The following is a 24390-nucleotide window of genomic DNA, read 5'->3' as shown; positions in this document are numbered from 1 at the left end:
ATGAAGCTGATCACTGCAATCGTCAAGCCGTTCACGCTCGAGGACATCAAAGCCAGCCTCGAACAGGTGGGAGTCCTGGGCATGACGGTCAGCGAGGTTCAGGGCTACGGCCGCCAGAAAGGACACACCGAGGTCTACCGGGGCGCTGAATACTCGGTCGACTTCGTGCCGAAGGTCCGCGTCGAGGTCTTGGTCGAGGACTTCGACGCGGACAAGGCCCTGGACAGCATTGTGCGGGCCGCGCGCACGGGCAAGATCGGTGACGGCAAAGTCTGGGTCAGCCCGGTGGAAACCGTGGTGCGGGTGCGCACCGGCGAGCGCGGAGCCGACGCGATCTGACGCTCGCGATATGAGGACCACACTGGAGTGGCCGAGCCGATTCGGACGGGAATGAGACAGCGCGAGCCAGAGTCACCCGATTCGTCATCGCCGGTCGCGGCGGGGAAAACCCCGGGCGCGGCCAGCGATTTGGCCGCCGCCCGGGAAAAGCTGCTTGCTCGCGGACCGAATGAACTCGATTCGGCGGCGCTGCGCGAGGCGTGGGGCGAACTACACGAATTCTGGCTCACCACAAAGGCTTCTGAGATCGGCGTCATGCCCGGCAGCGGCTTCGCCATCGTCGCGACCGGCTCGCTGGGCCGTCGGGAGCTGGTGCCCTACTCGGATCTGGACCTGCTGCTGCTGCACGACGGTATGCACACCAAAGCCGTTGCGGAAGTTGCCGATTCGCTGTGGTATCCGTTGTGGGACGCCAATATTCGACTTGATCACAGTGTCAGGACGGTTGCCCAGACACTGAAGGTCGCCAGCGCTGACGTGTCCGCCTGCCTGGCGATGCTGGATACCCGGCACATCGCCGGCGACGAGGAGTTGTCCGGCCGCCTCATCGACGGAATCCGTCGTCAGTGGCGCGCCGGAATCCAATCCATCTTCGGCGAAGTCGTCGATGAGACCCACGCCCGGTGGCGCCGCTGCGGCGAGATCGCGCACCGCGCCGAGCCCGATCTGAAATCGGGCCGGGGCGGACTGCGCGACATTCAGCTCCTCGACGCGCTGGCCATCGCCCACCTCACCGACCGACTCGCCGTCGGCGAAACCGACGACCCGCTGGGTTCGCTGACCGGCGCACACCTGATCCTGCTCAACGTCCGCACCGAACTCCACCGGGTTTCGGGTCGCGGACATGATCACGTGCTGGCCCAGTTCGCCGACGAGATCAGTGCCGCGCTGCACATCGGCGACCGGTTCGACCTGTCGAGGGTGCTGTCCGACGTGGGCCGCACCATCAGCTATCGGGTCGACGCCGGGCTACGGACCGCCTCCAACGCGCTGCCGCGGCGCGGCATGTCGGCAATCCGTCGGCGTCCGCGCCGACCACTGGACGAGGGCGTGGTGGAGTACGCCGGAGAGATCGTCCTGGCCCGCGATGCCCGGCCGCAAAACGACCCATCGCTGCTGCTGCGGGTGGCCGCGGCGTCGGCGGTGACCGGATTGCCGATCGCGGTGTCCACGCTGAGCAGGCTGGCCGATACCGCGCCGGAACTGCCCACACCATGGCCGCGCGACGCGCTGGACAACCTCCTGGTCATGTTGACCGCGGGCCCGGACACGATCGCGGTGATCGAGACGCTGGACCGTACCGGGCTGTGGGGCCGGCTTTTCCCGGAATGGGGCGCGGTACGGGACCTTCCTCCCCGCGACGTCGTCCACATCTGGACGGTGGATCGTCACCTGGCCGAAACAGTCTCGAGGGCAAGGATTTTCACCACTCGGGTGGCGCGTTCCGACCTGCTGATCCTCGCTGCGCTGCTGCACGACATCGGCAAGGGCCGCGACGTCGATCACTGCGTGCTGGGCGCTCAGCTGGCCACTCAGATCGGCACCAGGCTGGGGATGTGGCCCTCGGATGTCGAGATGCTGTCCAAGCTGGTCTACCACCACTTGCTGCTCTCGAAAGTCGCGATCCGGCAGGACCTCAACGATCCGCAGACGATCACCGCCGTCTGCGAGGCGCTGGACGGTGACCCGGTGCTGCTGGACGTGTTGCATGCGCTGACCGAGGCCGATTCACTGGCCACCGGTCCGGGAGTGTGGAGTGACTGGAAGGCGTCACTCGTCGGCGATTTGGTGCGGCGCAGCCGCATGGCGATGAATGGTGAGCCATTGCCGCAAGCCGATCCACTGGACCCCGAGTACATCGCCCTGGCCGCTGATCGCACGGTGCACGTCGACCTGCGGCCCGGCAAAGATCAGCGCCTCCATCACGTGGTGGTGATCGCCCCGGACCAACGCGGGCTGTTGTCGAAATCGGCCGGGGTGCTGACCCTGAATTCGCTGCGCGTGCACTCGGCGTCGATCAATATTCAGGACGGCGTCGCGATCAGCGAATTCGTCGTGTCGCCACATTTCGGCAGTCCACCCGCCGCAGGCTTGTTGCGGCAGCAGCTCATCCGTGCGCTGGGCGGGCAGACCGACGTGTTGGGCACCCTGGAACAGCGGTCGGCCGAGGCCAAACCCAAGCCGTTCGGCGATGCGCCGACTGCGGTTCCCGTCCATAATTCGTCGGCGCCACCGCGGATTCTGTGGTTCGACGGAACGCCGGGCCGATTGATCATCGAGATCCGGGCGAACGACCGGCCCGGTCTGCTCGCGCTGCTCACCGGTGCGCTGGAGCGTGCCGGGGTGGACATCGACTGGGCCAAGGTCAGTACGCGAGGGTCGATGGTCGACGACGTGTTCTGTATCGCCGTGCCTGAGCGAAGCGCCGCGGCCAAGGCCCACGGTGAACCCGGCTCGGGCATCCGATCGGCGATCGAGCACCATCTGTTGGCCGTGCTGGAAGCGCCCAAAGACGGCGACGGCGCGGCGGCGAGCTAACCGAGTTCGCGCGTCTGCAGCCACGCGTGGATGCGTTGCGCGACGCCGGCCCAGCCTGGCTCCTGCATCATGTTGTGCCCCATGCCGGGAAAGAATTCGGCTTCGGTCCGGTATGCCGTTGCCGTGGCGCGCACCTCGGCGTTGGTGACCATGCCGTCGTCCTCGGCGCCCAATACCAGCATCGGCGTGCTGACCCGTTTGGTTCGCACCCGCCGGAACATCGGGTCGACCAGGGAAGCGCGCACCGCCTCGGATTGCACGTTGGCGGCGCACGATTCCACAATGTCGTCGGGCGTGTGCACGCTGAACAGGTGCTCGCGTACCAGCGGTGTGGTGCCGATAAAGCCGGTCAGGTTGCCGACCGGCAGCGAGCGCATCGAGACCCAGGGATGGCGGCTCCAGATCCTCCTCGCCAGGCCGAGCACGCCCTGCGGCGGCACCGACGCCATCAGGACGGCCGCCGGGGCGTCATGATTTTCGAGGTATCGCTGCGCGACGAAGCCGCCCAGCGAATGAGCGATGAGCACCGGGCGGCCACCGAGGCGATCAGCCGTGGCACGGACGTCCTCGATGTAGTCGGCGATCGAGCATGCGTGAAATGGCTTCGAGGTGGGGCTGGCGCCGTGCCCGCGCAGACTCAACGCCAACGCGCGGTAGCCGGCATCGGCGAAGAAGTCCACGAAGTCGGCCCAGCACGACGCGGAATGCCAACCACCGTGGACGAACAGCAACGGCACCGGATGCGCTTGGCTGACAGATCCCTTGTCGATCACCTCGAGCATGCCCTCATCCTCTGCCACCAGGCCCAATTGCCGGGCTCGCCCCCTCGCCGCTCGCGGCTGGTTGGTACCCCCACCTCCTGTCGTTTCACGACAGGCATTGTCGCCCGGCTAGGCTGGTCCGCGTGTTTGAATCGCTGTCCGATCGGCTCACCGGTGCCCTGCAAGGACTTCGCGGCAAGGGCCGGCTGACCGACGCCGACATCGACGCCACCACCCGCGAAATCCGGCTGGCGCTGCTCGAGGCCGACGTTTCGCTGCCGGTGGTCCGGGCGTTCGTCGGTCGAATAAAAGATCGCGCCAAGGGCGCGGAGGTGTCCGGCGCCCTCAACCCGGCCCAGCAAGTCGTCAAGATCGTCAACGAGGAACTGATCGGCATCCTCGGTGGGCAGACCCGCCAGCTGGCATTCGCCAAGACGCCGCCGACGGTGGTGATGCTGGCCGGCCTGCAGGGCTCCGGTAAGACCACGCTGGCCGGCAAGCTGGCGCTGTGGCTGCGCAACCAGGGCCACACCCCACTGCTGGTCGCTTGCGACTTGCAGCGGCCGGGCGCGGTCAACCAGTTGCAGATCGTGGGGGAGCGGGCCGGTGTCACGGTGTTCGCGCCGCACCCGGGCACCTCGGCGGAGACCGACCATGCGGCCGCGCCCGGTGATCCGGTCGCCGTCGCCGCGGCAGGCCTCGAAGAGGCCCGAGCCAAGCACTTCGACGTCGTGATCGTCGACACCGCCGGCCGGCTGGGTATCGACCAGGAGATGATGCGCCAGGCCGCCGCCATCCGCGACGCCGTCAATCCCGATGAGACGATCTTCGTCTTGGACGCGATGGTTGGTCAGGACGCGGTGGCAACCGCGCAGGCGTTCGGCGAAGGCGTCGGTTTCACCGGTGTGGTGCTGACCAAACTGGACGGCGACGCCCGCGGTGGTGCAGCGCTGTCAGTTCGCGAAATCGCTGGCGTGCCAATTCTTTTCGCATCTGCCGGGGAGAAGCTGGAAGACTTCGACGTCTTCCACCCGGACCGGATGGCCAGCCGCATCCTGGGCATGGGCGATGTGCTGAGCCTGATCGAGCAGGCCGAGCAGGTTTTCGATGCCGAGCAGGCCGAAGCCGCCGCGGCCAAGATCGGGTCCGGCGAACTGACGCTGGAGGACTTCCTCGAGCAGATGCTGGCGATCCGCAAGATGGGCCCGATCGGCAATCTGCTGGGGATGCTGCCCGGTGCAGGCCAGATGAAAGAGGCCCTGGCCGCCGTCGACGACAGCCAACTCGACCGGTTGCAGGCCATCATTCGCGGCATGACACCGCAAGAGCGGGCCGACCCGAAGATCATCAACGCCTCACGCCGCCTGCGCATTGCCAATGGCTCGGGTGTGACGGTGTCCGAGGTCAATCAATTGGTGGACCGTTTCTTCGAGGCCCGCAAGATGATGTCCTCGATGGTCAGCAGCATGGGCATACCCGGGTTGGGGCGAAAGTCGGCGACCAGAAAGAACGCAAAAGGCAAGGGCAAGAAGGGCAAGAAGCGCGGGCCGACGCCGCCGAAGGTCCGCGGCCCGCTCGGCGCCGGCCTGCCGGCCGGATTCCCCGATCTGTCCAACATGCCGGAGGGTCTGGACGAATTGCCGCCCGGGCTGGCCGATTTCGATTTGTCCAAGCTGAAATTCCCGGGCCACAACTAGTGCCGCAACACGTTCGAGGGATCGGGCTACCGGACGAAGAACCCATCGAACTGTGGATCGTTGACGGCCGAATCAGCCGCGAACCGGTCGGCGGCGCTGACACGATTTTCGACGGCGGCTGGATTATCCCCGGGCTGGTCGATGCGCACTGCCACGTAGGGCTGGGGCCGGGAGGCGCCGTCGAACTCGACGAGGCGATCGCCCAAGCCGAGGCGGACCGCGATGTCGGCGCGTTGCTGCTGCGCGACTGCGGATCGCCGATCGACACCCGCAGCCTCGACGATCGCGACGACCTGCCCCGCATCATTCGGGCCGGGCGGCATCTGGCCCGTCCCAAGCGGTACATCCCCGGCCTGCCAATAGACATCGAGGACGAATCACAGCTCCCGGAGGCGGTGGCGCTGCAGGCGCGACGTGGCGACGGATGGGTCAAGCTGGTGGGCGACTGGATCGACCGTGGCATAGGCGATTTGGCGCCACTGTGGTCCGACGACGTGCTCAAGGCAGCGATCGACGCCGCCCATGCTCACGGTGCGCGAGTCACCGCGCACGTCTTCGGCGAGGACGCGCTGCCCGGACTGATCAAGGGTGGCATCGACTGCATCGAGCACGGCACCGGGCTCACCGACGACACCATCGAGTCGATGGTCGAACACGGAACCGCCTTGGTCCCAACGCTGATCAACGTCGAGAACTTTCCCGGCATCGCCGACGCCGCCGGAAAATATCCGACCTACGCCGCGCACATGCGCGACCTCTATGCGAACTGCTACCCCCGGTTGACCGCGGCCCGCGAGGCCGGCGTACCGATCTATGCCGGCACCGATGCGGGCGGCATGATCGCCCACGGGCGGATCGGCGACGAAGTCGAGGCGTTGACTCGCATCGGGATGACCCCCACCGACGCGCTCGGCGCGGCGTGCTGGGACGCCCGTGAGTGGCTCGACCGTCCAGGCTTGGACGATGGCGCTTCGGCAGACATGTTGTGCTACTACGACGATCCCCGTTACGGCCCTGAGGTACTGCAGCGCGCGGACGTGGTGGTCCTGCGCGGCCAGTTCTACTGAACGGTCGAACTGGGCGAGTCGGTCAGCCCTCGATGGAATTTGGGTCGAGACGATCGGTCGGTACCCCGTTGATGTAAGTGGCCTCGCCGTTGCCCATGGAAAAGTCTGGCGAGTCGACCGTCATGAGGTTGAAGAAAACGTCCTCCCCCCTTACCTGCAGCTTCTCGTGCAACTGGTCTACGACCGCCCTATAGAACGCGGCTTTCTGCTCAGGGCTCGCGACGTCGAGGAAGATCAGCTGTATGAAGATGCAGTTTTCGGACCGGTAGAGACTGAGGTAGTCGCGGTCGAAAAAGAAGTTCTCCGCCTTGTGTTCAGTGATGGTCTGAAATCGATCCTCGGGCACCCCCAGACATTCGATCATCTTGTCGTACACGACGTCTGCGATGGTGCGGCGGTATTCCACCGACTTGCCCTCGATGAGGTCGATCCGTGCGAGTGGCATGACAGCTGTCCTTTCCAGGGCCGATCAGGGAACGAGAAATTGGGCGTGACAACGATGTCTCTCTGGCTAGCATTCGCGGCGACTCGCCGGGCCCGTCGGGTGACAAGCTTAGAGATGAATACCCCGTGCGTAACAGACACAAGTCTGCAGTACTGGAGCGGTTCACGGGATCCGGTTTCAGCCACCGGACATGCCCTCGTGACGGGCTCTGTTAGAAACGGGATTATGCCGATCCCGGAATTCATCGTCGAGCTTCGTCGGCACGTCGGACACGCACCGCTGTGGTTGCTCGGCGTCACCGCTATCGTCATCCGCGATGGGCAGGTGCTGCTGGTGAAACGGTCCGATAACCAAGCCTGGACCCCGGTGACCGGGATTGTCGAGCCAGGTGAGGGCCCTGCGGATTGTGCTGTGCGCGAAGTGTTCGAAGAAGCCGGTGTTCACTCGACCGCGCAACGGTTGGCCTGGGTGCACGTCACCCGCCCGATCGTGCATGCCAACGGTGATCACGCGCAGTATCTCGACCACGTGTTCCGGATGGACTGGACCGGGGGAGAACCGTTCGCCGCCGATGACGAGAGTCTCGAAGCCCGCTGGTTCGGACCTAGCGAGATGCCGACCATGTCCGCTGACATGTGCCGGCGCATCGAGCTCGCCAGAGAGGACAATCTCAGCGCTCCAACAGTTTTCGAAAGAAGCTCGTCGTGACCGATGCACACGCCGCATACACCGTCGACCAATTGGGCCGATTCGTCGTCGACTCCGCCCGGTCAGACCTGAGTGACCACACGCGAACGACGCTGAAACGCAATGTCCTGGACAGCATCGCCTGTGCGATCGGCGCACTCGACGGCGAACTCATTCCCGCGATCCGCGCACACGCCGAACAGTTCAGCGGCCGCCCGACCGCGACTTTCGTCGGCGGCGGACGCGCGTCGGTGGATCAGGCCGCCTTCTTCAACGCGGTGCTGGTGCGCTACCCCGATCTACTGGATACCTATCTGACTCCTGGCGGTTTGTGCCACCCGGCAGACAACTTCGGAGCTGTGTTGGCCGTCGCCGAGCATGTCGAGGCCAGCGGATCGGACTTCCTGCTGGCTCTCGCGATCGCCTACGAGGTCCAATGCCGTTTCAGCGCACAGGTTCCCGTGATGGCTCGCGGACTCAACCACGCGCTGCAGCTGGGAATCTCGGCTGCGGCGGGCTCGGCGAAGCTGCTCGGCCTTGGCGTGGCCCAGACCGGCGACGCCGTCGCCGCCTCCGCGGTGGACAACGTGTCGCTCGCGGCCGTGCACACCGAACCGGTGTCGACATGGAAGGGCATCTCGCCGGCCATCACCGGGATGCGCGCTGTCTATGCCACGATGCTTGCCGGCCGCGGAATCACCGGCCCCCGTGCGCTTTTCGAAGGCCCCACTGGCCTCGAGCAGTTGTTCGATCAGCGAATCGACCTGCGCACATCCGACCGCGCACTGATCGCCGTCGAGCAGACCTACCTCAAGCAGTATTGCGCGCTGATCCACGGCCAGGTGGTGATCGATGCGACGCTGGCGCTTCGCGACGAGCACGGCATCACCGGCGCCGACGTCGCGGCCGTGACACTCGAGGTCTTCCAAGGTGCATTCGACATCGCCGGCGGCGGCCGTTACGGCAACAAGGACCACCCGTCGACCAAAGAGCAGGCGGATTACAACCTCAAGTATCTGGTGGCCGCCGCCCTGCTGGACGGTCAGGTCGGTCCCGAACAGCTTGAGACACAACGAGTCCGCCGCGATGATGTCCAAGATCTGCTTGCGCGGGTAATTGTCCGTGCCGCGGCCGATCTGACCGAGGCCTATCCCGAACGCACTGCGGCTCGCGTGCAGATCGCACTCAACGACGGTCGTGAGGTTCACCGCGAACAGTCCGACTTCGAGGGATCACCCACTCGGCCGCTGTCATGGGATCGGGTGGTGGAGAAATTCCATTGGCTCGCCGAACCGTTCGCCGACGATGCGCTGCGTGCCCAGATCATCGACGCCGTGCACCGCCTGGACGAGATCTCGGTCGCCGAGCTCACGGCGCTGCTCGGTGCGGTGAGTCCATCGGCGCAGCGGCCGCGCACCAGGGGACGGTTCTAGCGCAGCGATATAAAAGATTGCGAGTACTCGCTATCTATGCTAGCTTGGCGACACCCCAACGATGCGGAGGACGATAGTGAGCTACGACGTGATCATTCGCGACGGATTGTGGTTCGACGGAACCGGCAGCACGCCGCAAACCCGCACGTTGGGCATCCGCGACGGTGCCGTGTGCACGGTGTCGTCAACTCCGTTGGACGAGACCGGCTGCCCCGAGATCATCGACGCGAAGGGTAAGTGGGTCGTCCCCGGATTCGTCGACGTGCACACCCATTACGACGCCGAGGTGCTGCTGGACCCCGGATTGCGCGAGTCGGTCCGCCACGGTGTCACCACGGTCTTGCTCGGCATGTGCTCGCTGTCGACCGTCTACGCCGACGCCGACGATGCCGCCGACCTTTTCAGCCGGGTCGAGGCCGTGCCGCGCAAGTTCGTCCTGGGCGCTTTGCAGGACAACAAGACCTGGTCGACGCCGGCGGAGTACGTCGAGGCAATCGACAGCCTCCCGCTGGGCCCCAATGTCAGCTCGTTGCTTGGTCATTCGGATCTGCGAACCTCGGTGCTCGGCCTTGAGCGCGCCACCACCCGCGACGTGGAGCCCACCGACGCCGAGCTCGACAAGATGGCCGCGTTGCTGGACGACGCGCTCGAGGCCGGCATGCTCGGCATGTCCGGGATGGACGCGGCGATCGACAAACTCGACGGTGACCGCTTCCGCTCCCGTGCGCTGCCGTCCACCTTCGCGACATGGCGGGAACGCCGCAAGCTGATCAAGGTGCTGCGCAAGCGTGGCCGGATTCTGCAAAGCGCGCCCAACGTCGCCAAAGCCGAATCCGGTCTGCTGTTCTTCCTGTCCAGTAGCCCACTGTTCGGGCTGCGCAAGGCGGTTCGGATGAGCCTGCTGGTATCGGCCGACGCCAAGTCGATGCCGTTGGCTGTGCACGTCTTTGGTTTGGGCACCCGGCTGATGAACTTCGTTCTGCGCTCGAAGGTGCGTTTCCAGCACCTACCGGTGCCCTTCGAGCTGTATTCCGACGGCATCGACCTACCGGTCTTCGAAGAGTTCGGCGCCGGAACTGCGGCGCTGCACCTACGAGACCAGCTGGAGCGCAACGAGTTACTGGCCGACACGGAGTACCGCCGCAAGTTCCGTCGCCAGTTCGACCGTGTCAAGCTCGGACCGTCGCTGTGGCACAAAGACTTTCACGAAGCGGTGATTGTCGAATGCCCCGACCAGGCACTGATCGGCAAGAGCTTCGGAGCGATCGCCAAGGAGCGCGGGCTGCACCCACTGGACGCGTTCCTCGATGTCCTGGTCGAAAACGGTGAGCGCAACGTGCGCTGGACGACCATCGTCGCCAACCATCGGCCCAAGCAGCTGAACAAGCTGGCCATCGAGCCGAGCATCCACATGGGCTTCTCCGACGCCGGAGCGCATCTTCGCAACATGGCGTTCTACAACTCCTCTCTGCGACTGCTCAAGCGTGTGCTGGACGGCTACCGCGACGGTGAGCCGTTCATGACCATCGAGCACGCGGTCTACCGCCTTACCGGCGAGGTGTCCGAATGGTTCGGCCTGGACGCCGGCACGCTGCGGGAAGGTGACCGCGCCGACTTCGTTGTCATCGATCCCGCCAGCCTCGACGACTCGGTGGACTCCTATCACGAGGAGAAGGTCCCGTTCTACGGAGACCTCAGCCGCATGGTCAATCGCAACGACGCCACGGTCGTGGCCACCGGTGTGGGCGGTGCAATCGTGTTCCGCAACGGCGAATTCCGTGAGGGTTACGGGAAGACGGTGAAATCCGGTCGCTACTTGCGGGCCGGTGCGGGCCGACCACAGCTTGCCGGCTCGAACGCGTAGGTATTGCAGATGGCAAGGACCCAGCAGCAGCGCCGCGAAGAGACGGTGGCGCGACTGCTCGAGGCCAGCATCGCGACGATCGTCGAGGTCGGATACGCGCGGGCCTCTGCGGCCGTGATCACCAAGCGCGCCGGGGTTTCCGTCGGCGCCCTGTTCCGGCATTTCGACACTATGGGCGACTTCATGGCGGCCACCGCGTACGAAGTGCTTCGGCGCCAGCTGGATTCGTTCACCAAGCAGGTCGCCGCGATACCGTCCGACCGGCTGGCGCTGGAGGCGGGACTGACAATCCTGCGTGATATCACCAGCAGCTCCACCAACGCGGTGCTCTACGAGCTGATGATTGCCGCGCGCACCGACGAAAAGCTCAATGCCACTCTGCAACACGTTCTCGAGCAGTACACCAGCAAGATCTGCGACGCCGCGCGCGTCTTACCCGGTGCCGAGAGTTTCTCGCCGGACACGTTCCCGGTCCTGGTGGCGTTATTGACCAACGCCTTTGACGGAGCGGCGATGCTTCGGGCGGTGCTGCCGCAACCCGACATCGAGGACAGGCGGATCGCGCTGTTGTCGTCGTTGTTGAGCGGGATCGGCCTGCCGGCCTGACCGGCTAGCTGTCAGTGAGTTTGCTGACCGCGTCGTCCAGCCGGCGGCACAGGCTCATAAGTTCGTGGATGCCCAGCAAGGTGAGCGGCCGGTGCGTGGCGGGCCCGTCGGCGACCACGCAGAACGGGGTCGACTCGCCGAGGTTGTCGCGGGTCTTCATCAAGACGCTGATGCCGGCCGAGCCGAGAAACTCGACTTTCGACAAGTCGACGATGAGGCCTTTCGGCTTTTTGGCGAGCGCGGAGTCGATAGCCTCGGCCAGCCCGGGAGCGGTGAGCATGTCCACGCTTCCGCTGACGGCTACCACGGCCAGCTCCTCGACCTCAGATTCGCGGGTGCTGAAGTCGTCTTTGTCGGATTGAGGTGGCGAACCTGATGCCGCCTGTTGGTTTTCGGCCATCATCGATCTCTCATTCCTTACGGACACCGGCGCCGGCTACAAACGACGCGGACATCGTTGGCAATGGCTGTCGACTCAACCCACGGACAGTGTCGACATCTGTCGACCGGACGTCGCGGGCAATCTATTAAACTCTTGTGCAATAGATTGCCACGGCACTGGAAGACTAGCCGAAAGCGCGGCGGGTGTCGTCAACGACCTACAGCGTGCCGATCCCCGATTGGGGGCTGAGGGCGAAGCCCCAGTCAAGCAGACCACCGGCCTGATCCCAGTAGGTTGGTCCGCCCTCGTGCACCAGGCCGTACATCATGGCTACCACCAAGCGGCGGCCCCCTCGAGCTGCGGCGCCGACAAAGGTCTTGCGTGCGGCATCGGTGAAGCCGGTCTTGCCGCCGATCGCACCGGGATAGCGCGTCAACAACTCATCGTGGTTGCCGATTGGGTGGTCGCCGTTATCCCCGGGGAACATCGCCGACGGCTCGGCGGTGATCTGGGCGAACACCGGGTTGGCCATCGCCGCGCGGAAGATGACGGCCAGGTCGTGGGCCGTCGACCAACCCGATCCACCAGGCCCATCCAGACCCGACGGGGTCGACGCATGGGTGTTCACCGCGCCCAGCGATGCCGCTTTGGCGTCCATCTTGGCCACCGCGGCGCCCTGGCCACCCAGCATGTGCGCCAGTGTGTTGGCCGCGTCGTTGCCCGACACCAGCAACAGCCCGTCCAGCAGCTGGCGCGTGGTGTATGTGCGACCGGCCTTGACGCCCACACAGTTGCATTCGACCTGGCTGTCGGCCGGATCGGCGACCACGGTCGAGTCCAGGCTCAGCTCGTCGAGGGCCACCAGCGCCAACAACACCTTGATGGTGCTGGCGGGCGGATGGCGAAGGTTCTCGTCGCGTGCCGCCAGCACTTGACCCGAATCGAGATCCGCGACCAGCCAGGTCTGCGCCGGGCCATCGGGGATGGGCACCGACCCGACCGGTTGAACGCCGGCGTCAGCCCACGCAGTTGCGCCGGAGCCGATAATGGAGCAGGCAGCCGCGACTGCGGCGAGAAGCTTCCGCATGGGCACGCACACTACCGGCCCGCACACTCTGCCGTCGCCCGCGGAGGTGTTCAATCGGCCCATGTGAGCCTGGAAGAGATTTCCGCCTCTCCACGTTGGTCGAAGTATCCGCACCCCACACGGCATAGCCTCGCCGCTGCCGCTTTAAAGAATCCCGGAGACAACGATGAGTGAACGAATGGACTACGCACAGGCCGCTCCGCGAGGTGTGAAAGCACTCGGTGGCGTTCATGCCTATGTGGCCCAATCGGGTTTGTCGCCGGTGCTACTGACCCTCGTGTACCTGCGGGTGTCGCTGATCAACGGGTGTGCCTATTGCATCGACATGCACTCGAGGGAACTGCGCGAATTGGGAGTTCCGACCGAAACTATCGCCCTGGTTCCGGTGTGGGAGGAAGCGGGTGAACTGTTCGATGCCAGGGAACGCGCCGCCCTGGCCTGGGCGGAGGTCGTTACCCGGATATCGACCACCGGTGCGCCCGACAGCGCCTATGCGCAGGTCTCGGAGCATTTCGAGGACAAGGAACTGGTCGACCTGACGATCGCTATCGGGATGATGAATACCTACAACCGGCTGGCCATCAGCTTCCGTGCGCCGCCTGCCGCCGTCAGCGCGAAACTCGGTAAAAATACTGAAACGCAGGGGAACTGACAGACATCAAAATGCTGACGGCGCTTCAGCACCAACCGCCATGTCGTGTTCAATCGACTCATGTTGAGCCACGCGGAAATCTCGGACCGGTTGGAAATCCAGCAGCTACTCGTTGATTACTCGACCGCGATCGACACGCGTCGCTTCGACGACCTCGACGCGGTGTTCACCCAGGACGCCTATATCGACTACACCGCTCTCGGCGGCATCGAAGGCCGCTATCCGGAGGTGAAGGCCTGGTTGGCGGAGGTCCTGCCGAACTTCCCGATGTACGCCCACATGCTCGGCAACTTCTCGGCGCGCCTCGACGGCGACACCGCGTCGTCACGGACGTTCTGCTTCAACCCGATGGTGCTGGGCGGCGAGAAGGAACAGGTGATGTTCTGCGCGTTGTGGTACGACGACGAGTTCGTCCGCACCGCGGGTGGGTGGCGGATGACTCGCCGGGTGGAAAGCAAGTGCCTCCAGAAGGTCATGTAGATCAGCCGTCGGCGTCAATTTCTGACTTCACGCCCGCTCTGGCACAATAGGCGGCTGTCCGCCGCGCGACCCACCGTCACCGCGGTGCTTGTCCGGCGGTCACACACGTGCGGCAAAACCGGATTCTGGCATCCGCCCGGATCGCTGAATTGCAGCGTGACACCCGTAGGAGAAGTTGCGTCACCATGGCTGTAAAAATCAAGCTCACCCGGCTCGGAAAGATCCGCGACCCGCAGTACCGCATCGCAGTCGCCGACTCGCGGACTCGCCGTGAGGGACGGGCCATCGAGGTGATCGGCCGGTATCACCCCAAACAGGAGCCGAGCCTGATCGAGATCGACTCCGAGCGCGCCCAGTACTGGCTGTCGGTGGGGGCTCAGCCCACCGAGCCGGTCCTCAAGCTGCTGAAGATCACCGGCGAGTGGCAGAAGTTCAAGGGGCTGCCCGGCGCTGAAGGCAGGCTGAAGGTCGCCGAGCCCAAGCCGAGCAAGCTCGAGCTGTTCAACGCCGCCCTGGCCGCCGCCGATGGTGGTCCCGACACCGAGGCTGCGGCGCCGAAGAAGAAGAAGGCTCCGGCGAAGAAGGCCGCCGCCGAGAAAGCCGGCGACGCCGAGAAGCCGGCCGATGAGGCTGCGCCGGCTGCTGAGAAGCCGGCCGATGAGGCTGCGCCGGCCGCTGAGGCCGCGCCGGCTGCCGACGGCGAGCAGGCCGCACCGGCGAACGAAAGCTGACCACCACCATGAGTACCGTCGTCGTCGACGCCGTCGAGCATCTGGTCCGCGGGATCGTCGACAACCCTGATGATGTACGCGTCGATCTGGTGACCAGCAGGCGTGGCCGGACCGTCGAGGTGCACGTTCACCCCGACGATCTGGGCAAGGTGATCGGTCGCGGTGGGCGTACCGCGACCGCGCTGCGCACACTCGTCGCAGGAATCGGCGGTCGCGGCATTCGCGTCGACGTGGTGGACACCGACCAGTAGCGGAGAACTCCCTTGGAGTTGACAGTCGGGCGCGTCGTCAAAGCGCACGGCGTCACCGGTGAACTCGTCGTCGAAGTGCGCACCGATGACCCGGAGCTGCGGTTCGCACCCGGCGCGGTGTTGCGCGCCAAGGGTTCTGATCGTCGCGAGCACAACTACGCCATCGAAACGGTGCGGCCGCATGGCAACCGCCTCCTCGTGCGGTTGTCCGGCGTCGCCGATCGTCATGCCGCCGACGCCCTGCGGGGCAGCAGGTTCGTCATCGACTCCACGGACCTGCCGCCCATCTACGAGGCGGATACCTTCTACGACCACCAGCTCGAGGGTCTTCGAGTGCGCAGCACCGCGGGCCGCGAAATCGGAGTCATCGCCGAGGTTTTACACACCGCGGGCGGTGAACTGCTGGCGGTCAATCGCGACGAGGGCGGCGAGTTGCTGGTGCCGTTCGTCAGCGCGATCGTCACGTCGGTGTCACTGGAGGATCGTGTTGTTGACATCGATCCGCCCGAGGGGCTCCTGGACCTGGAGAGCTGAGGGCGCAACGTGATGAGAATCGACGTCGTGACGATCTTCCCGTCATACTTGGATCCGCTGCGAGAGTCGTTGCCGGGCAAGGCGATAGAAACAGGCCTGGTCCAGCTCGACGTGCACGACCTGCGTCGGTGGACGCACGACGTGCACCGCTCGGTCGACGACTCGCCATATGGCGGCGGTCCCGGGATGGTGATGAAAGCGCCGGTGTGGGGTGAGGCGCTAGACGAGATCTGTTCGCAGGAAACGCTTCTCGTGGTTCCGACGCCTGCGGGCACATTATTCACGCAAGCGACCGCGCAACGATGGGGCGGCGAATCGCATCTGGTGTTCGCGTGTGGCCGTTACGAGGGGATCGACCAGCGGGTCGTCGAGGAAGCCGGCACCCGGATGCGGGTGGAAGAGGTGTCGATCGGAGACTACGTCTTGCCGGGAGGGGAGTCCGCGGCGCTGGTCATGATCGAAGCGGTACTGCGCCTGATGCCAAACGTGTTGGGCAATCCTCTTTCTCACCAAGACGATTCGCATTCTGGGGGTGTACTCGAGGGTCCGTCGTACACCCGGCCACCGAGCTGGCGCGGACTCGACGTCCCCGAGGTGCTGTTGTCCGGCGATCATGTCCGCGTCCAGGAGTGGCGGCGGCAGGCCGCTGAGCAACGGACCCGCGAACGCCGTCCCGATCTGTGGCGTCCGGACCGCGGTTAGGCGCGGATCCGCCCGGACGGAAACATCGTCTTGACCGCCTGGGTGATCGTCGCCCGCGCGGTGGCGTCGTCTGAGGGTTGCAGCGACTCGATCACCATGACGTATCGCCGGTCCGCGCCGACGATGCCCGTCGACAGGTGCATCCAGCTGCCGCCGTCCATGCAGCACATCCATCCCTGCTTGACGGCGACTGGTTCGGCGTAGAGCCCGTCGGGAATGCCGAATCGCTGCGGGTAGCCGTCGGCCCCGGTAGCCGTGGAGCCGGCAAGGTCGTTGATGATGACCTGCGAGCGCTCGCGCGACAGCCCACCGGACCCGTCGAGCAGCGCGTCGTAGTAGTGGACCAGGTCGGAGACCGAGCTCATCGTGTTCCACCACTGCCCGTCGCCGGGCGCGGTGGTGGACCTCAGCCCGTACCGGCCCACGACGTCGTCGATGATCGTCTCGCCGCCGCGCGCGGCCCAGAATGTCTCCGCGGCGTCATCGTCGGAGGAGCGCAGCATGCTGTCCAGCGCCGGGCGGTCCGGCGACGCGAGGGCAGGGTCGGGGCCGCTTGATCCCTGCGCCAGCAGATCGTCGGCGATGAATAGCTTGGCCACCGATGCGATCGCGACCAGCTGGTCGTTGCCGTTGGAAAGCATCTGGTTGGTGACCCGGTCGAGCACCGCAACCGAGATGATGGCGCCGTCTGCGGCGGCGGCCTCGGTCGCCTGCGCGATACGGGCCGGCAATCCGTCGAACGCGGCGGCCGCCACCCCCGGCGGTGATTCGGGGACGGCCGGCGCCGGACGCGCGGGCGAGCCGTACACCTTTGCGCAGCTCGTGGCCGACGTCGTCAGCATCGCCGCGGTGGCGATCAGTAAGATCGGCAGCCGCATTCGCATGGTCATTTCACGGTCATGTGTACCAGTCGCCCACGTCAGGACGGGGGAATCCGCAGCCGCGATTCGTCGTGATTTCGCTGCGTGGGCCCGATCTGGCACAATTGACCAGTTGTCTCCAGCGGTTGTCGGCCGGACGGCCCGCTCCCGCTTATCGCGAGATGACCCAGATGCCCGAAACCCATCGGCTAGGTTGCCGGCCCACCCGTTCGCAGCGGTGAGCAGCAGCACGCAGCCGCGACCGCAAGGAAGTGTCTTCCGCCATGAACACGCTGGACTTCGTCGACAAGACGTCGCTGCGCGACGACCTCCCGGCCTTCAATCCCGGCGACACGATCAATGTGCACGTGAAAGTCATCGAGGGCGCCAAAGAGCGCATCCAGGTGTTCAAGGGTGTCGTGTTGCGCCGCCAGGGTGGCGGGGTCCGCGAGACCTTCACCGTTCGCAAGGAGAGCTACGGCGTCGGCGTCGAGCGAACCTTCCCGGTGCACTCGCCCAACATCGACCACATCGACGTGGTGACGCGCGGTGACGTTCGTCGCGCCAAGCTCTACTACCTGCGCGAGCTGCGCGGTAAGAAAGCCAAGATCAAGGAAAAGCGCTGATTTTCAGCGCGGGCGGCGTTTCTGCGGCGGCCCTGCCGAGTCGCGCGGCGACGCTGGCTACGCTGAACCCGTGACTGAACCGACCGACTCGCCTGAGGGTCAACCCGATTCCGGTACGGCCGATCCAGAAGTCGCGACAAGCCCCCCTGCCGTAGCGGAGCCGGATTCGGCGGACGCGGACGATCACGCCGGAAAGAAGCGGGCGGCGCTGCGGGAAACCGTGATCCTGGCCGTCATTGCGCTGGTGCTCTACTACGTCATGTTGACGTTCGTGGCCCGTCCGTACCTCATCCCATCGGAATCGATGGAACCCACGCTGCACGGCTGCGCGGGTTGCGTCGGCGACCGGATTATGGTCGACAAGGTCACCTTCCGCTTCGGTTCGCCGCACCCCGGTGACGTCATCGTGTTCAAGGGACCGCCGCCGTGGAACATCGGTTACAAGTCCATCCGCTCACACAACGCCGTGATCCGTTCGCTGCAGAACGCGTTGTCGTTCATCGGTTTTGTGCCTCCTGACGAAAACGACTTGGTCAAGCGCGTCATTGCGGTAGGTGGACAGACCGTGCAGTGCCGCAACAACATCGGGCTCACGGTCGACGGCAAGAAGTTGACAGAGCCGTATCTGGATCCGGCCACGCTGAACGCCGACCCGGCCGTCTACCCCTGCCTGGGACCCGAATTCGGGCCCGTCCACGTTCCCCAGGGACGGCTATGGGTGATGGGGGACAACCGCACTCACTCGGCCGACTCCCGCGCCCACTGCACCAGTACCCCCGGCGATGCGATGAACGGACTGCTGTGCACCGCTGACCCGATGGCCGGCACGGTGCCGGTCGGCAACGTCATCGGCAAGGCCAGGTTCATTGTGTGGCCGCCCTCGCGGTGGGGTGCTGTGCGTGCGGTGAATCCTCAGCAGAATCACTAGGCATGGCCACTACCTGGCCGCCGCGGACGGTGATCCGCAAATCGACGGGCTTGCGCACGCTGGAGTCCGCGCTGTACCGCGGCGGCCTCGGGCCCGTGGCCGGGGTGGACGAGGTCGGGCGCGGGGCGTGCGCGGGCCCACTGGTCGTCGCAGCCTGCGTGCTAGGGCCGAGTCGATTGGAAAGTCTTGCTGCTCTTGATGATTCGAAAAAGCTGACCGAGAAGGCGCGGGAGAAGCTGTACCCGTTGATCTGCCGGTACGCGCTGGCCTATCACGTCGTGTTCATTCCGTCGACCGAGGTCGATCGGCGCGGCGTGCACGTGGCCAACATCGAAGGCATGCGCCGGGCGGTGGCCGGACTTCCGGTTCGTCCTGGCTACGTGCTCAGCGATGGCTTTCGGGTGCCAGGGCTGCCGGTGCCGTCGCTGCCGGTGATCGGCGGCGATGCGGCGGCGGCGTGCATCGCCGCGGCCAGTGTGCTGGCCAAGGTCAGCCGGGACCGGCTGATGGTGGCGATGGAGACCGATCATCCGGGCTACGGCTTCGCGGTGCACAAGGGTTACAGCACTGCGGCGCACTCGGCTGCGCTGACCGAATTGGGGCCTTGTCCGCAGCATCGGCATTCGTTCATCAACGTGCGACGGGTGGCTTCCGGATCGGGTATCCAGACGGTGGCCGAGTGTCTGCCGGTCGACGATGTGGGGCGGTATCCGCCCGGTGCAGGGGTCCCCCCCGCTTGCGGGGGAGCGCCCGGCCATGCAGCCGAGCCGGGTGAGCAGGCCGATGATGGGTGGGGAAAGATGGAGCGGGGCGACCACGCATGGATGGAGAAGGACGGCTGAGCCGATGAGTGCCGAAGATCTCGAAAAGTATGAAACCGAGATGGAGCTCTCGCTGTACCGCGAATACAAAGACATCGTGGGGCAGTTCAGCTACGTCGTAGAAACTGAGCGCCGGTTCTATCTGGCAAACAGCGTCGAGATGGTTCCACGCAATGCCGACGGCGAGGTCTATTTCGAGCTGCGACTGTCCGACGCATGGGTGTGGGACATGTACCGGCCGGCCCGCTTCGTCAAGCAGGTGCGGGTGGTCACCTTCAAGGACGTCAATATCGAAGAGGTTGAAAAACCCGAGTTGCGACTGCCCGAGTAGCCCTAGGGCTGCTCGCCGCCATCGAACATCGGCTTGCCGCGGTTTTCGATAACGTTCTTTGCCACGTCGGCGAGCTTGATGTTCAGGTCTTGCGAGTACCGGCGCAGGATGTTGAATGCGTCCTGCTCGTCCACACCGTGCAGCATCATCAGCATCCCCACGGCCTTGCCGATCTCACGATTGGACAGCAGCCCGCGCCGCAGCGTCGAGACGTCTTCGCCCTGCGCGACGGCGTTGATGGCCACGCTGGCGAACGAGGCGAGCACGACCGCCTGGCCGGCGGCCTCGGTGTCGAAGACGTTTGGCTTGTCGCTGAACAGATTGAGCGCACCGGTTTTACGCTTGTCGGCCAGGATGCGGAAACCCATCGCGCCGCGCACCGGCGTCTCGGCGACCATCCGGGCCGCCAAGTTGGGCCACTGAGTCGGCGTGGTGAGGTCGGTCTCGATCTGCGGCGTCTCTTCTTCGATCGCGTCGACGCAGGGTCCGTCACCGGCCGCGCGTTCCATGTCGTCGACCCGCTGCGCGATGCTGTCGCTGGCGCCGACGGTGACATAGCGGCCGTCGCGGCGTACCAGCAAGCTGGCGTGATCGCATCCCGTGACCACCAGGGTCGCCGCGACGCAGATCGCCGCGTAGATCTGGTTCGTCTCCGAGCCCTGATAGATGATCTCGGCCAGCGCGGAGAAGACCGTGGCAGGATCTACTGCCACTTCTGCTTCGGAACCGATATTTGCCTCGTCTGCCACGTCGTCCATCATTTCAAGCCGCTTGCACAGCTTGTCACGGTATCGCCGTTTCCGTCGCCCACTCGAAACATGGCTGGAAAAAGGGCCGGCGTCAGAATCCCGTAAGGATGCCCGAATATCCCGTATGGATTTCGGCGAGAAGCGCTGTCATCGGTTAGGAATATTTGATGACAAGTCCGGCCGACGAGCAGAAGATCGCGCCGTCATTCGTTGACGCGTGGAAGCGTGTTGTGCTCGGCAAGCCGATGATCACCGACGAGCTTCATCACGAAAAGCTGTCGAATCCTGTTGCGTTGGGCGCACTTTCGCCGGACGCCATTTCATCGACTGCCTATGGCCCCGAGCAGATCATGGTCGAGTTGCTGCCGGCCGCCGGGATGGCGGCGTTTGTGCTGCTGCTGCCGCTGATCGGTGTGATCCTGCTGATCCTGGCCTTGGTCGCCGCCTCGTATCGCCAAGTCGTGATGGCCTACACGCGGGCGGGCGGGTCCTACATCGTGGCCCGGGAGAACTTCGGGCCACGGGTGGCGCAGATCGCGGCGGCGGCGCTGTTGATCGATTACGTCGTTACCGTGGCGATCCAGTGCGCGGCGGGCACGGTAGCGGTGGCCTCGGCGGTACCGGCTCTTGGCCCCTATAGCTTGGAGATCACCCTCGGCTCAGTGCTGGTTTTCTGCTTCGCCAACCTGCGTGGGCTGCGCGAGGCCGGCCGGACCTTCGCGGTGCCGACCTACTGGTTCATCGCCATGCTCACGCTGATGATCGTGGTCGGGGTCGTGCGTGAGGCGTTCGGGGGTCTGCCGACGTACGACCCCGCCCACCTGGACGGGGCGGTGCCGGTCCATCAGGGCAATGGTCTGGTGATGGGGGCGACGGTGCTGGTGATCCTGCGCGCGTTCGCCAACGGCGGCTCGTCGCTGACCGGGGTCGAGGCGATCTCCAACACCGTCAACCTCTTTCGACGGCCCGAAGGCCGCAACGCTCGTCGGGTTCTGACCATCATGGCCTGGATTCTGGGGCTGTTGCTGGTCGGGGTGGCGTGGTTGGCATTCGTCACACACGCGACTCCCTATGTGGCGGGGTATCCGTCAATGCTTTCCGAGATTGGCCGTGCGGTGTTTGGCAACGGGCTGATCGGCAGCGTCATGTATTTCCTGTTGCAAGCGGCCAGTGCGGCGATTCTGTACAACGGCGCCAACACCAGCTTCAATGGCTTTCCCGCGCTGGCCAACTTTGTCGCCGAGGACAGTTTTCTGCCGCGGCCGTTGATGAAACGCGGTCACCGGCTGGTCTTTTCCAATGCCATCATCACGCTGACCATCCTGGCGATGGTCCTTCTGCTCGCCACCGGTGGCTCGGTCAACGCGTTGGTGCCACTGTTTGCGATGGGAGTGTTCAGCGCGTTCGCAATGGCCGGTTACGGCATGACGAAACACCATCTGACCCGTCGCGGCAGTGGCTGGCGCTACAAGCTGGTGGTCAACCTGTCGGCCGGGATCTTGTCCACGATCGTGGTGTTGATCTTCGCGATCGCGAAGTTCACCGAGGGCGCTTGGCTGATTGTGGTGGTCTTTCCCGCGCTCGTCTTGATCTTGATACGGCTTAACAAGCAGTACCGCGCTGAGGCGTCGGTGTTGGAGATGTCGCGCGCCGAGCGTCCCGACACGACTGTGCACGCGCGGCACCACGTAGTGGCCTTCATCGATTCCATTGACCTGGCCGAGGTCGAGGCGATGCGTTACGCAAAGGGACTGCAGGCCGACAAGCTGACCGCCGTGCACTTCGTTCTCGACGAGGCTCACGCGGCGCGTCTCCAGGTGCGCTGGCAGCGCTTCGGCTACCGCACCGAGCTTCGGATGATCGATTGCGCGGATCGGCAACTCGGCCTCGCCGCCCAGCAGTTCGTAGCGCAGGTCAAGGACGACTATCCCGACAGCACCGTCACGGTGCTGTTGCCGCGCCGAATGTATTCGCCGCTGGCCGGCCGGCTCCTGCATGACCGCACCGCGGACATGATGGCGCGGGTGATCAGCCGGATTCCGGGCGCAAGTGCCCAAATTCTGGCCTACGACGTCGGTTCGCGGGTCGCACGGGCAATACGGGACGGTGAAGGCGCAACCCCCGGTCGATCGTCGGATTCCACCGGAAAAGCTCAGGCCACGACACCAACGTTCTGATCGCCTGCCGCCCGCCGCGACCGGCACACCTTGATAATTGGCTGTGAATAGTCGCTGGTAGCACCCCCTCGAGTAACCCAATCCCCCACAGAGACGCTAACGTTCACGAGCGTAAGTTTTCCGTAAGTATTTTGGACGTGAGGGCGGGGAAGAGCACCACCGTGGTAAATCGGGCTGACGAGCACAAGGCTCCGTTGACTTTCATGGATGCATGGAAGCGGTTTTTCCTGGGTAAACCGCTGATCAATGAGGATCTCGAGCACGAGAGTCTGTCGAATCCCATTGCACTAGGCGCACTTTCGCCCGACGCGGTGTCATCCACGGCGTATGGTCCCGAGCAGATCTTGATCGAACTGCTGCCGGCCGCCGGGCTGGCAGCGTTCACGCTGATCCTTCCGCTCGGGGGCGTCATCCTGTTGATCTTGGCGCTGGTCACCGCGTCGTACCGGCAGGTGGTGATGGTCTACACGCAGCGTGGTGGCTCCTACATCGTGGCGCGCGCCAACTTCGGGCCCAAGGTCGCGCAGCTCTCGTCGGCCGCGCTGCTGATCGACTATGTGGTTACGGTGGCCATCCAGTGCTCGGCTGGCACGGTAGCGGTGGTCTCCGCAGTTCCTAGCCTCGGCCAGTACCACCTGGAGATCACCGTGGGCGCGTTGCTGCTGCTCTCGTTCGGCAATCTGCGCGGTATGAAAGAGGCCGGCCGGCTCTTCGCGGTCCCCGTGTACGCCTTCGCCGCGATGATGACGACACTGATCGTCACCGGTGTGGTGCGCGAAATCCTCGGAAACCTGCCGAAGTACGACGCGGAGCACATCGCCGGATCCGTGCCGATTCACCAGGGCAACGGCATTGTCATGGGCGCCACGATCTTGGTGCTATTGCGCTCGTTCGCCAACGGTGGCACATCATTGACCGGCGTCGAGGCGATCGCCGACGCGGTCAACGTCTTCCGCCAGCCGCAGGGCCCGAACGCCCGCCGGGCGTTGACCATGATGGCGTGTCTGCTCGGGTTCCTGCTGTTCGGCGTCATCTGGCTGGCCCACATCACCCACGCCACTCCCTACGCCGCCGGATACCCGTCGATGCTGTCCGAGATCGCCCGGGCGGTCTTCGGCACAGGGACCCTGGGACATGTCCTGTTCGCGCTGTTGCAGGCGGCCAGCGCAACGATCCTGTTCTTCGGCGCCAACACCAGCTTCAACGGCTTCCCGGCGTTGACCAGCTTCGTCGCGGAGGACAGCTTCCTGCCGCGGCCGATGATGAAGCGCGGGCACAAGCTGGTGTTCTCCAACGCCATCATCGTGCTCACCGTGGCGTCCACGGCCCTGGTCCTCGTCACCGACGGCTCGGTCGACGCGGTCGTGCCGCTCTACGCCATGGGCGTCTTCATGGGCTTCTCGATCTGCGGCTACGGCATGACGAAATACCATCTCGGCCACCGTGATCCGGGCTGGCGCCGCAAGCTGGCAATCAACTTGTCCGCGGCGATCCTGGCAACGACGGTGGTGTTGATCTTCGCGATCGCGAAGTTCACCGAAGGCGCCTGGCTGGTGATCGTGGTGTTCCCGATCCTGGTGTTTGCACTGATGCGACTCAACCGCGAATACCGAGACGAGAACTCGGTTTTGGAGATGGAGCT

24 protein-coding genes and 2 pseudogenes are annotated in these 24390 nt (G+C 65.0%); 20 read left to right on the top strand and 6 right to left on the bottom strand.

Features of this window, described 5'->3' with window-relative positions:
• Entirely contained in the window at positions 1-339 is a 339-nt protein-coding gene (locus tag WAO18_RS13820; RefSeq protein ID WP_422206822.1) for a P-II family nitrogen regulator, read from the top strand.
• 51 nt (positions 340-390) lie between these two features.
• On the top strand, positions 391-2877 hold the full coding sequence (locus tag WAO18_RS13815) for a [protein-PII] uridylyltransferase (RefSeq protein ID WP_422206821.1): 2487 nt from the start codon (positions 391-393) through the stop codon (positions 2875-2877).
• Here the strand turns inward: WAO18_RS13815 and WAO18_RS13810 are convergent.
• The gene (locus tag WAO18_RS13810) at positions 2874-3659 is read right to left on the bottom strand and encodes an alpha/beta hydrolase (RefSeq protein WP_422206829.1); all 786 of its coding nucleotides are present in this window, start codon (positions 3657-3659) and stop codon (positions 2874-2876) included. The two genes, WAO18_RS13815 and WAO18_RS13810, sit on opposite strands and share 4 nt — an antisense overlap.
• A gap of 122 nt (positions 3660-3781) precedes the next feature.
• On the opposite strand from WAO18_RS13810, the gene ffh reads away from it, so the two are divergent.
• Positions 3782-5335, top strand: a complete 1554-nt coding sequence (gene ffh / locus WAO18_RS13805; protein WP_422206820.1) for a signal recognition particle protein — start codon at positions 3782-3784, stop codon at positions 5333-5335.
• The gene (locus tag WAO18_RS13800) at positions 5317-6402 is read left to right on the top strand and encodes an amidohydrolase family protein (protein WP_422206828.1); all 1086 of its coding nucleotides are present in this window, start codon (positions 5317-5319) and stop codon (positions 6400-6402) included. The genes ffh and WAO18_RS13800 overlap by 19 nt, the downstream gene beginning before the upstream one ends.
• Before the next feature lie 22 nt (positions 6403-6424).
• Here WAO18_RS13800 and WAO18_RS13795 read toward each other — a convergent pair whose 3' ends face one another.
• A complete protein-coding gene (locus WAO18_RS13795) occupies positions 6425-6847 on the bottom strand; it encodes a tautomerase family protein (RefSeq protein ID WP_422206819.1) in 423 nt (140 codons plus the stop codon).
• Between the two features lie 225 nt (positions 6848-7072).
• Here WAO18_RS13795 and WAO18_RS13790 point away from each other — a divergent pair, with 225 nt between their 5' ends.
• From WAO18_RS13790 to WAO18_RS13775, 4 genes and pseudogenes are all read left to right on the top strand, one after another.
• Positions 7073-7555: an NUDIX hydrolase gene (locus tag WAO18_RS13790; RefSeq protein ID WP_422206818.1), complete on the top strand. Its 483-nt coding sequence runs from the start codon at positions 7073-7075 to the stop codon at positions 7553-7555.
• Positions 7552-8967 (top strand): MmgE/PrpD family protein, encoded by a 1416-nt coding sequence (locus WAO18_RS13785; RefSeq protein WP_422206817.1) that lies wholly within the window; start codon positions 7552-7554, stop codon positions 8965-8967. The genes WAO18_RS13790 and WAO18_RS13785 overlap by 4 nt, the downstream gene beginning before the upstream one ends.
• A gap of 36 nt (positions 8968-9003) precedes the next feature.
• Positions 9004-10831 (top strand): annotated as a pseudogene (locus WAO18_RS13780) (N-acyl-D-amino-acid deacylase family protein).
• A 9-nt stretch (positions 10832-10840) separates the two neighbouring features.
• Positions 10841-11437: a TetR/AcrR family transcriptional regulator gene (locus WAO18_RS13775; protein ID WP_422206816.1), complete on the top strand. Its 597-nt coding sequence runs from the start codon at positions 10841-10843 to the stop codon at positions 11435-11437.
• A gap of 4 nt (positions 11438-11441) precedes the next feature.
• Here the strand turns inward: WAO18_RS13775 and WAO18_RS13770 are convergent, their stop codons facing one another.
• Positions 11442-11840: an STAS domain-containing protein gene (locus tag WAO18_RS13770; RefSeq protein ID WP_422206815.1), complete on the bottom strand. Its 399-nt coding sequence runs from the start codon at positions 11838-11840 to the stop codon at positions 11442-11444.
• Positions 11841-12036: 196 nt separating this feature from the next.
• Positions 12037-12906: a D-alanyl-D-alanine carboxypeptidase family protein gene (locus tag WAO18_RS13765; protein WP_422206814.1), complete on the bottom strand. Its 870-nt coding sequence runs from the start codon at positions 12904-12906 to the stop codon at positions 12037-12039.
• Positions 12907-13072: 166 nt separating this feature from the next.
• On the opposite strand from WAO18_RS13765, the gene WAO18_RS13760 reads away from it, so the two are divergent.
• The 6 genes from WAO18_RS13760 to trmD all read left to right on the top strand — a co-directional run bounded on the left by WAO18_RS13760 (position 13073) and on the right by trmD (position 16256).
• Positions 13073-13558: a carboxymuconolactone decarboxylase family protein gene (locus WAO18_RS13760; protein ID WP_422206813.1), complete on the top strand. Its 486-nt coding sequence runs from the start codon at positions 13073-13075 to the stop codon at positions 13556-13558.
• 60 nt (positions 13559-13618) lie between these two features.
• Positions 13619-14038: a nuclear transport factor 2 family protein gene (locus tag WAO18_RS13755; RefSeq protein ID WP_422206812.1), complete on the top strand. Its 420-nt coding sequence runs from the start codon at positions 13619-13621 to the stop codon at positions 14036-14038.
• A gap of 185 nt (positions 14039-14223) precedes the next feature.
• Complete coding sequence (gene rpsP / locus WAO18_RS13750; protein ID WP_422206811.1) at positions 14224-14769, top strand: 30S ribosomal protein S16; 546 nt, start codon at positions 14224-14226, stop codon at positions 14767-14769.
• A gap of 8 nt (positions 14770-14777) precedes the next feature.
• Positions 14778-15020 carry an RNA-binding protein gene (locus WAO18_RS13745; protein ID WP_036354608.1) on the top strand — a complete coding sequence of 81 codons (243 nt, stop codon included), beginning with the start codon at positions 14778-14780 and terminating at the stop codon, positions 15018-15020.
• Positions 15021-15032: 12 nt separating this feature from the next.
• Positions 15033-15554 (top strand): ribosome maturation factor RimM, encoded by a 522-nt coding sequence (gene rimM, locus WAO18_RS13740; RefSeq protein WP_422206810.1) that lies wholly within the window; start codon positions 15033-15035, stop codon positions 15552-15554.
• A 12-nt stretch (positions 15555-15566) separates the two neighbouring features.
• The gene (gene trmD, locus WAO18_RS13735; RefSeq protein ID WP_422206809.1) at positions 15567-16256 is read left to right on the top strand and encodes a tRNA (guanosine(37)-N1)-methyltransferase TrmD; all 690 of its coding nucleotides are present in this window, start codon (positions 15567-15569) and stop codon (positions 16254-16256) included.
• Here the strand turns inward: trmD and WAO18_RS13730 are convergent.
• Positions 16253-17140 (bottom strand): hypothetical protein, encoded by an 888-nt coding sequence (locus WAO18_RS13730; protein WP_422206827.1) that lies wholly within the window; start codon positions 17138-17140, stop codon positions 16253-16255. The genes trmD and WAO18_RS13730 overlap by 4 nt on opposite strands.
• Before the next feature lie 260 nt (positions 17141-17400).
• Here WAO18_RS13730 and rplS point away from each other — a divergent pair, with 260 nt between their 5' ends.
• The 4 genes from rplS (at position 17401) to WAO18_RS13710 (ending at position 19822) form a co-directional block, all read left to right on the top strand.
• Entirely contained in the window at positions 17401-17742 is a 342-nt protein-coding gene (rplS, locus tag WAO18_RS13725) for a 50S ribosomal protein L19 (protein WP_325694368.1), read from the top strand.
• Positions 17743-17812: 70 nt separating this feature from the next.
• Positions 17813-18670, top strand: a complete 858-nt coding sequence (gene lepB, locus WAO18_RS13720; RefSeq protein ID WP_422206808.1) for a signal peptidase I — start codon at positions 17813-17815, stop codon at positions 18668-18670.
• A gap of 2 nt (positions 18671-18672) precedes the next feature.
• Positions 18673-19512, top strand: coding sequence for a ribonuclease HII (locus tag WAO18_RS13715; protein WP_422206807.1), 840 nt, complete (start codon positions 18673-18675; stop codon positions 19510-19512).
• 4 nt (positions 19513-19516) lie between these two features.
• Complete coding sequence (locus WAO18_RS13710) at positions 19517-19822, top strand: DUF2469 domain-containing protein (RefSeq protein ID WP_007171389.1); 306 nt, start codon at positions 19517-19519, stop codon at positions 19820-19822.
• Between the two features lie 2 nt (positions 19823-19824).
• On the opposite strand, the gene WAO18_RS13705 is transcribed toward WAO18_RS13710, so the two are convergent.
• Positions 19825-20580, bottom strand: coding sequence for a GAF and ANTAR domain-containing protein (locus WAO18_RS13705; protein WP_422206826.1), 756 nt, complete (start codon positions 20578-20580; stop codon positions 19825-19827).
• A gap of 158 nt (positions 20581-20738) precedes the next feature.
• On the opposite strand from WAO18_RS13705, the pseudogene WAO18_RS13700 reads away from it, so the two are divergent.
• Together WAO18_RS13700 and WAO18_RS13695 are read left to right on the top strand one after the other, a co-directional pair.
• Positions 20739-22676: pseudogene (locus tag WAO18_RS13700) on the top strand (APC family permease); the annotation flags it as partial.
• 275 nt (positions 22677-22951) lie between these two features.
• Positions 22952-24390: APC family permease (locus WAO18_RS13695; protein ID WP_422206825.1), on the top strand; the 1439-nt coding region annotated here is incomplete at its 3' end.

It is taken from the genome of Mycobacterium sp. (assembly GCF_049278535.1).
Lineage (GTDB): Bacteria > Actinomycetota > Actinomycetes > Mycobacteriales > Mycobacteriaceae > Mycobacterium.
The sequence above is the reverse complement of the archived record's forward strand: the minus strand, read 5'-3'. Positions and strand labels throughout refer to the sequence as shown.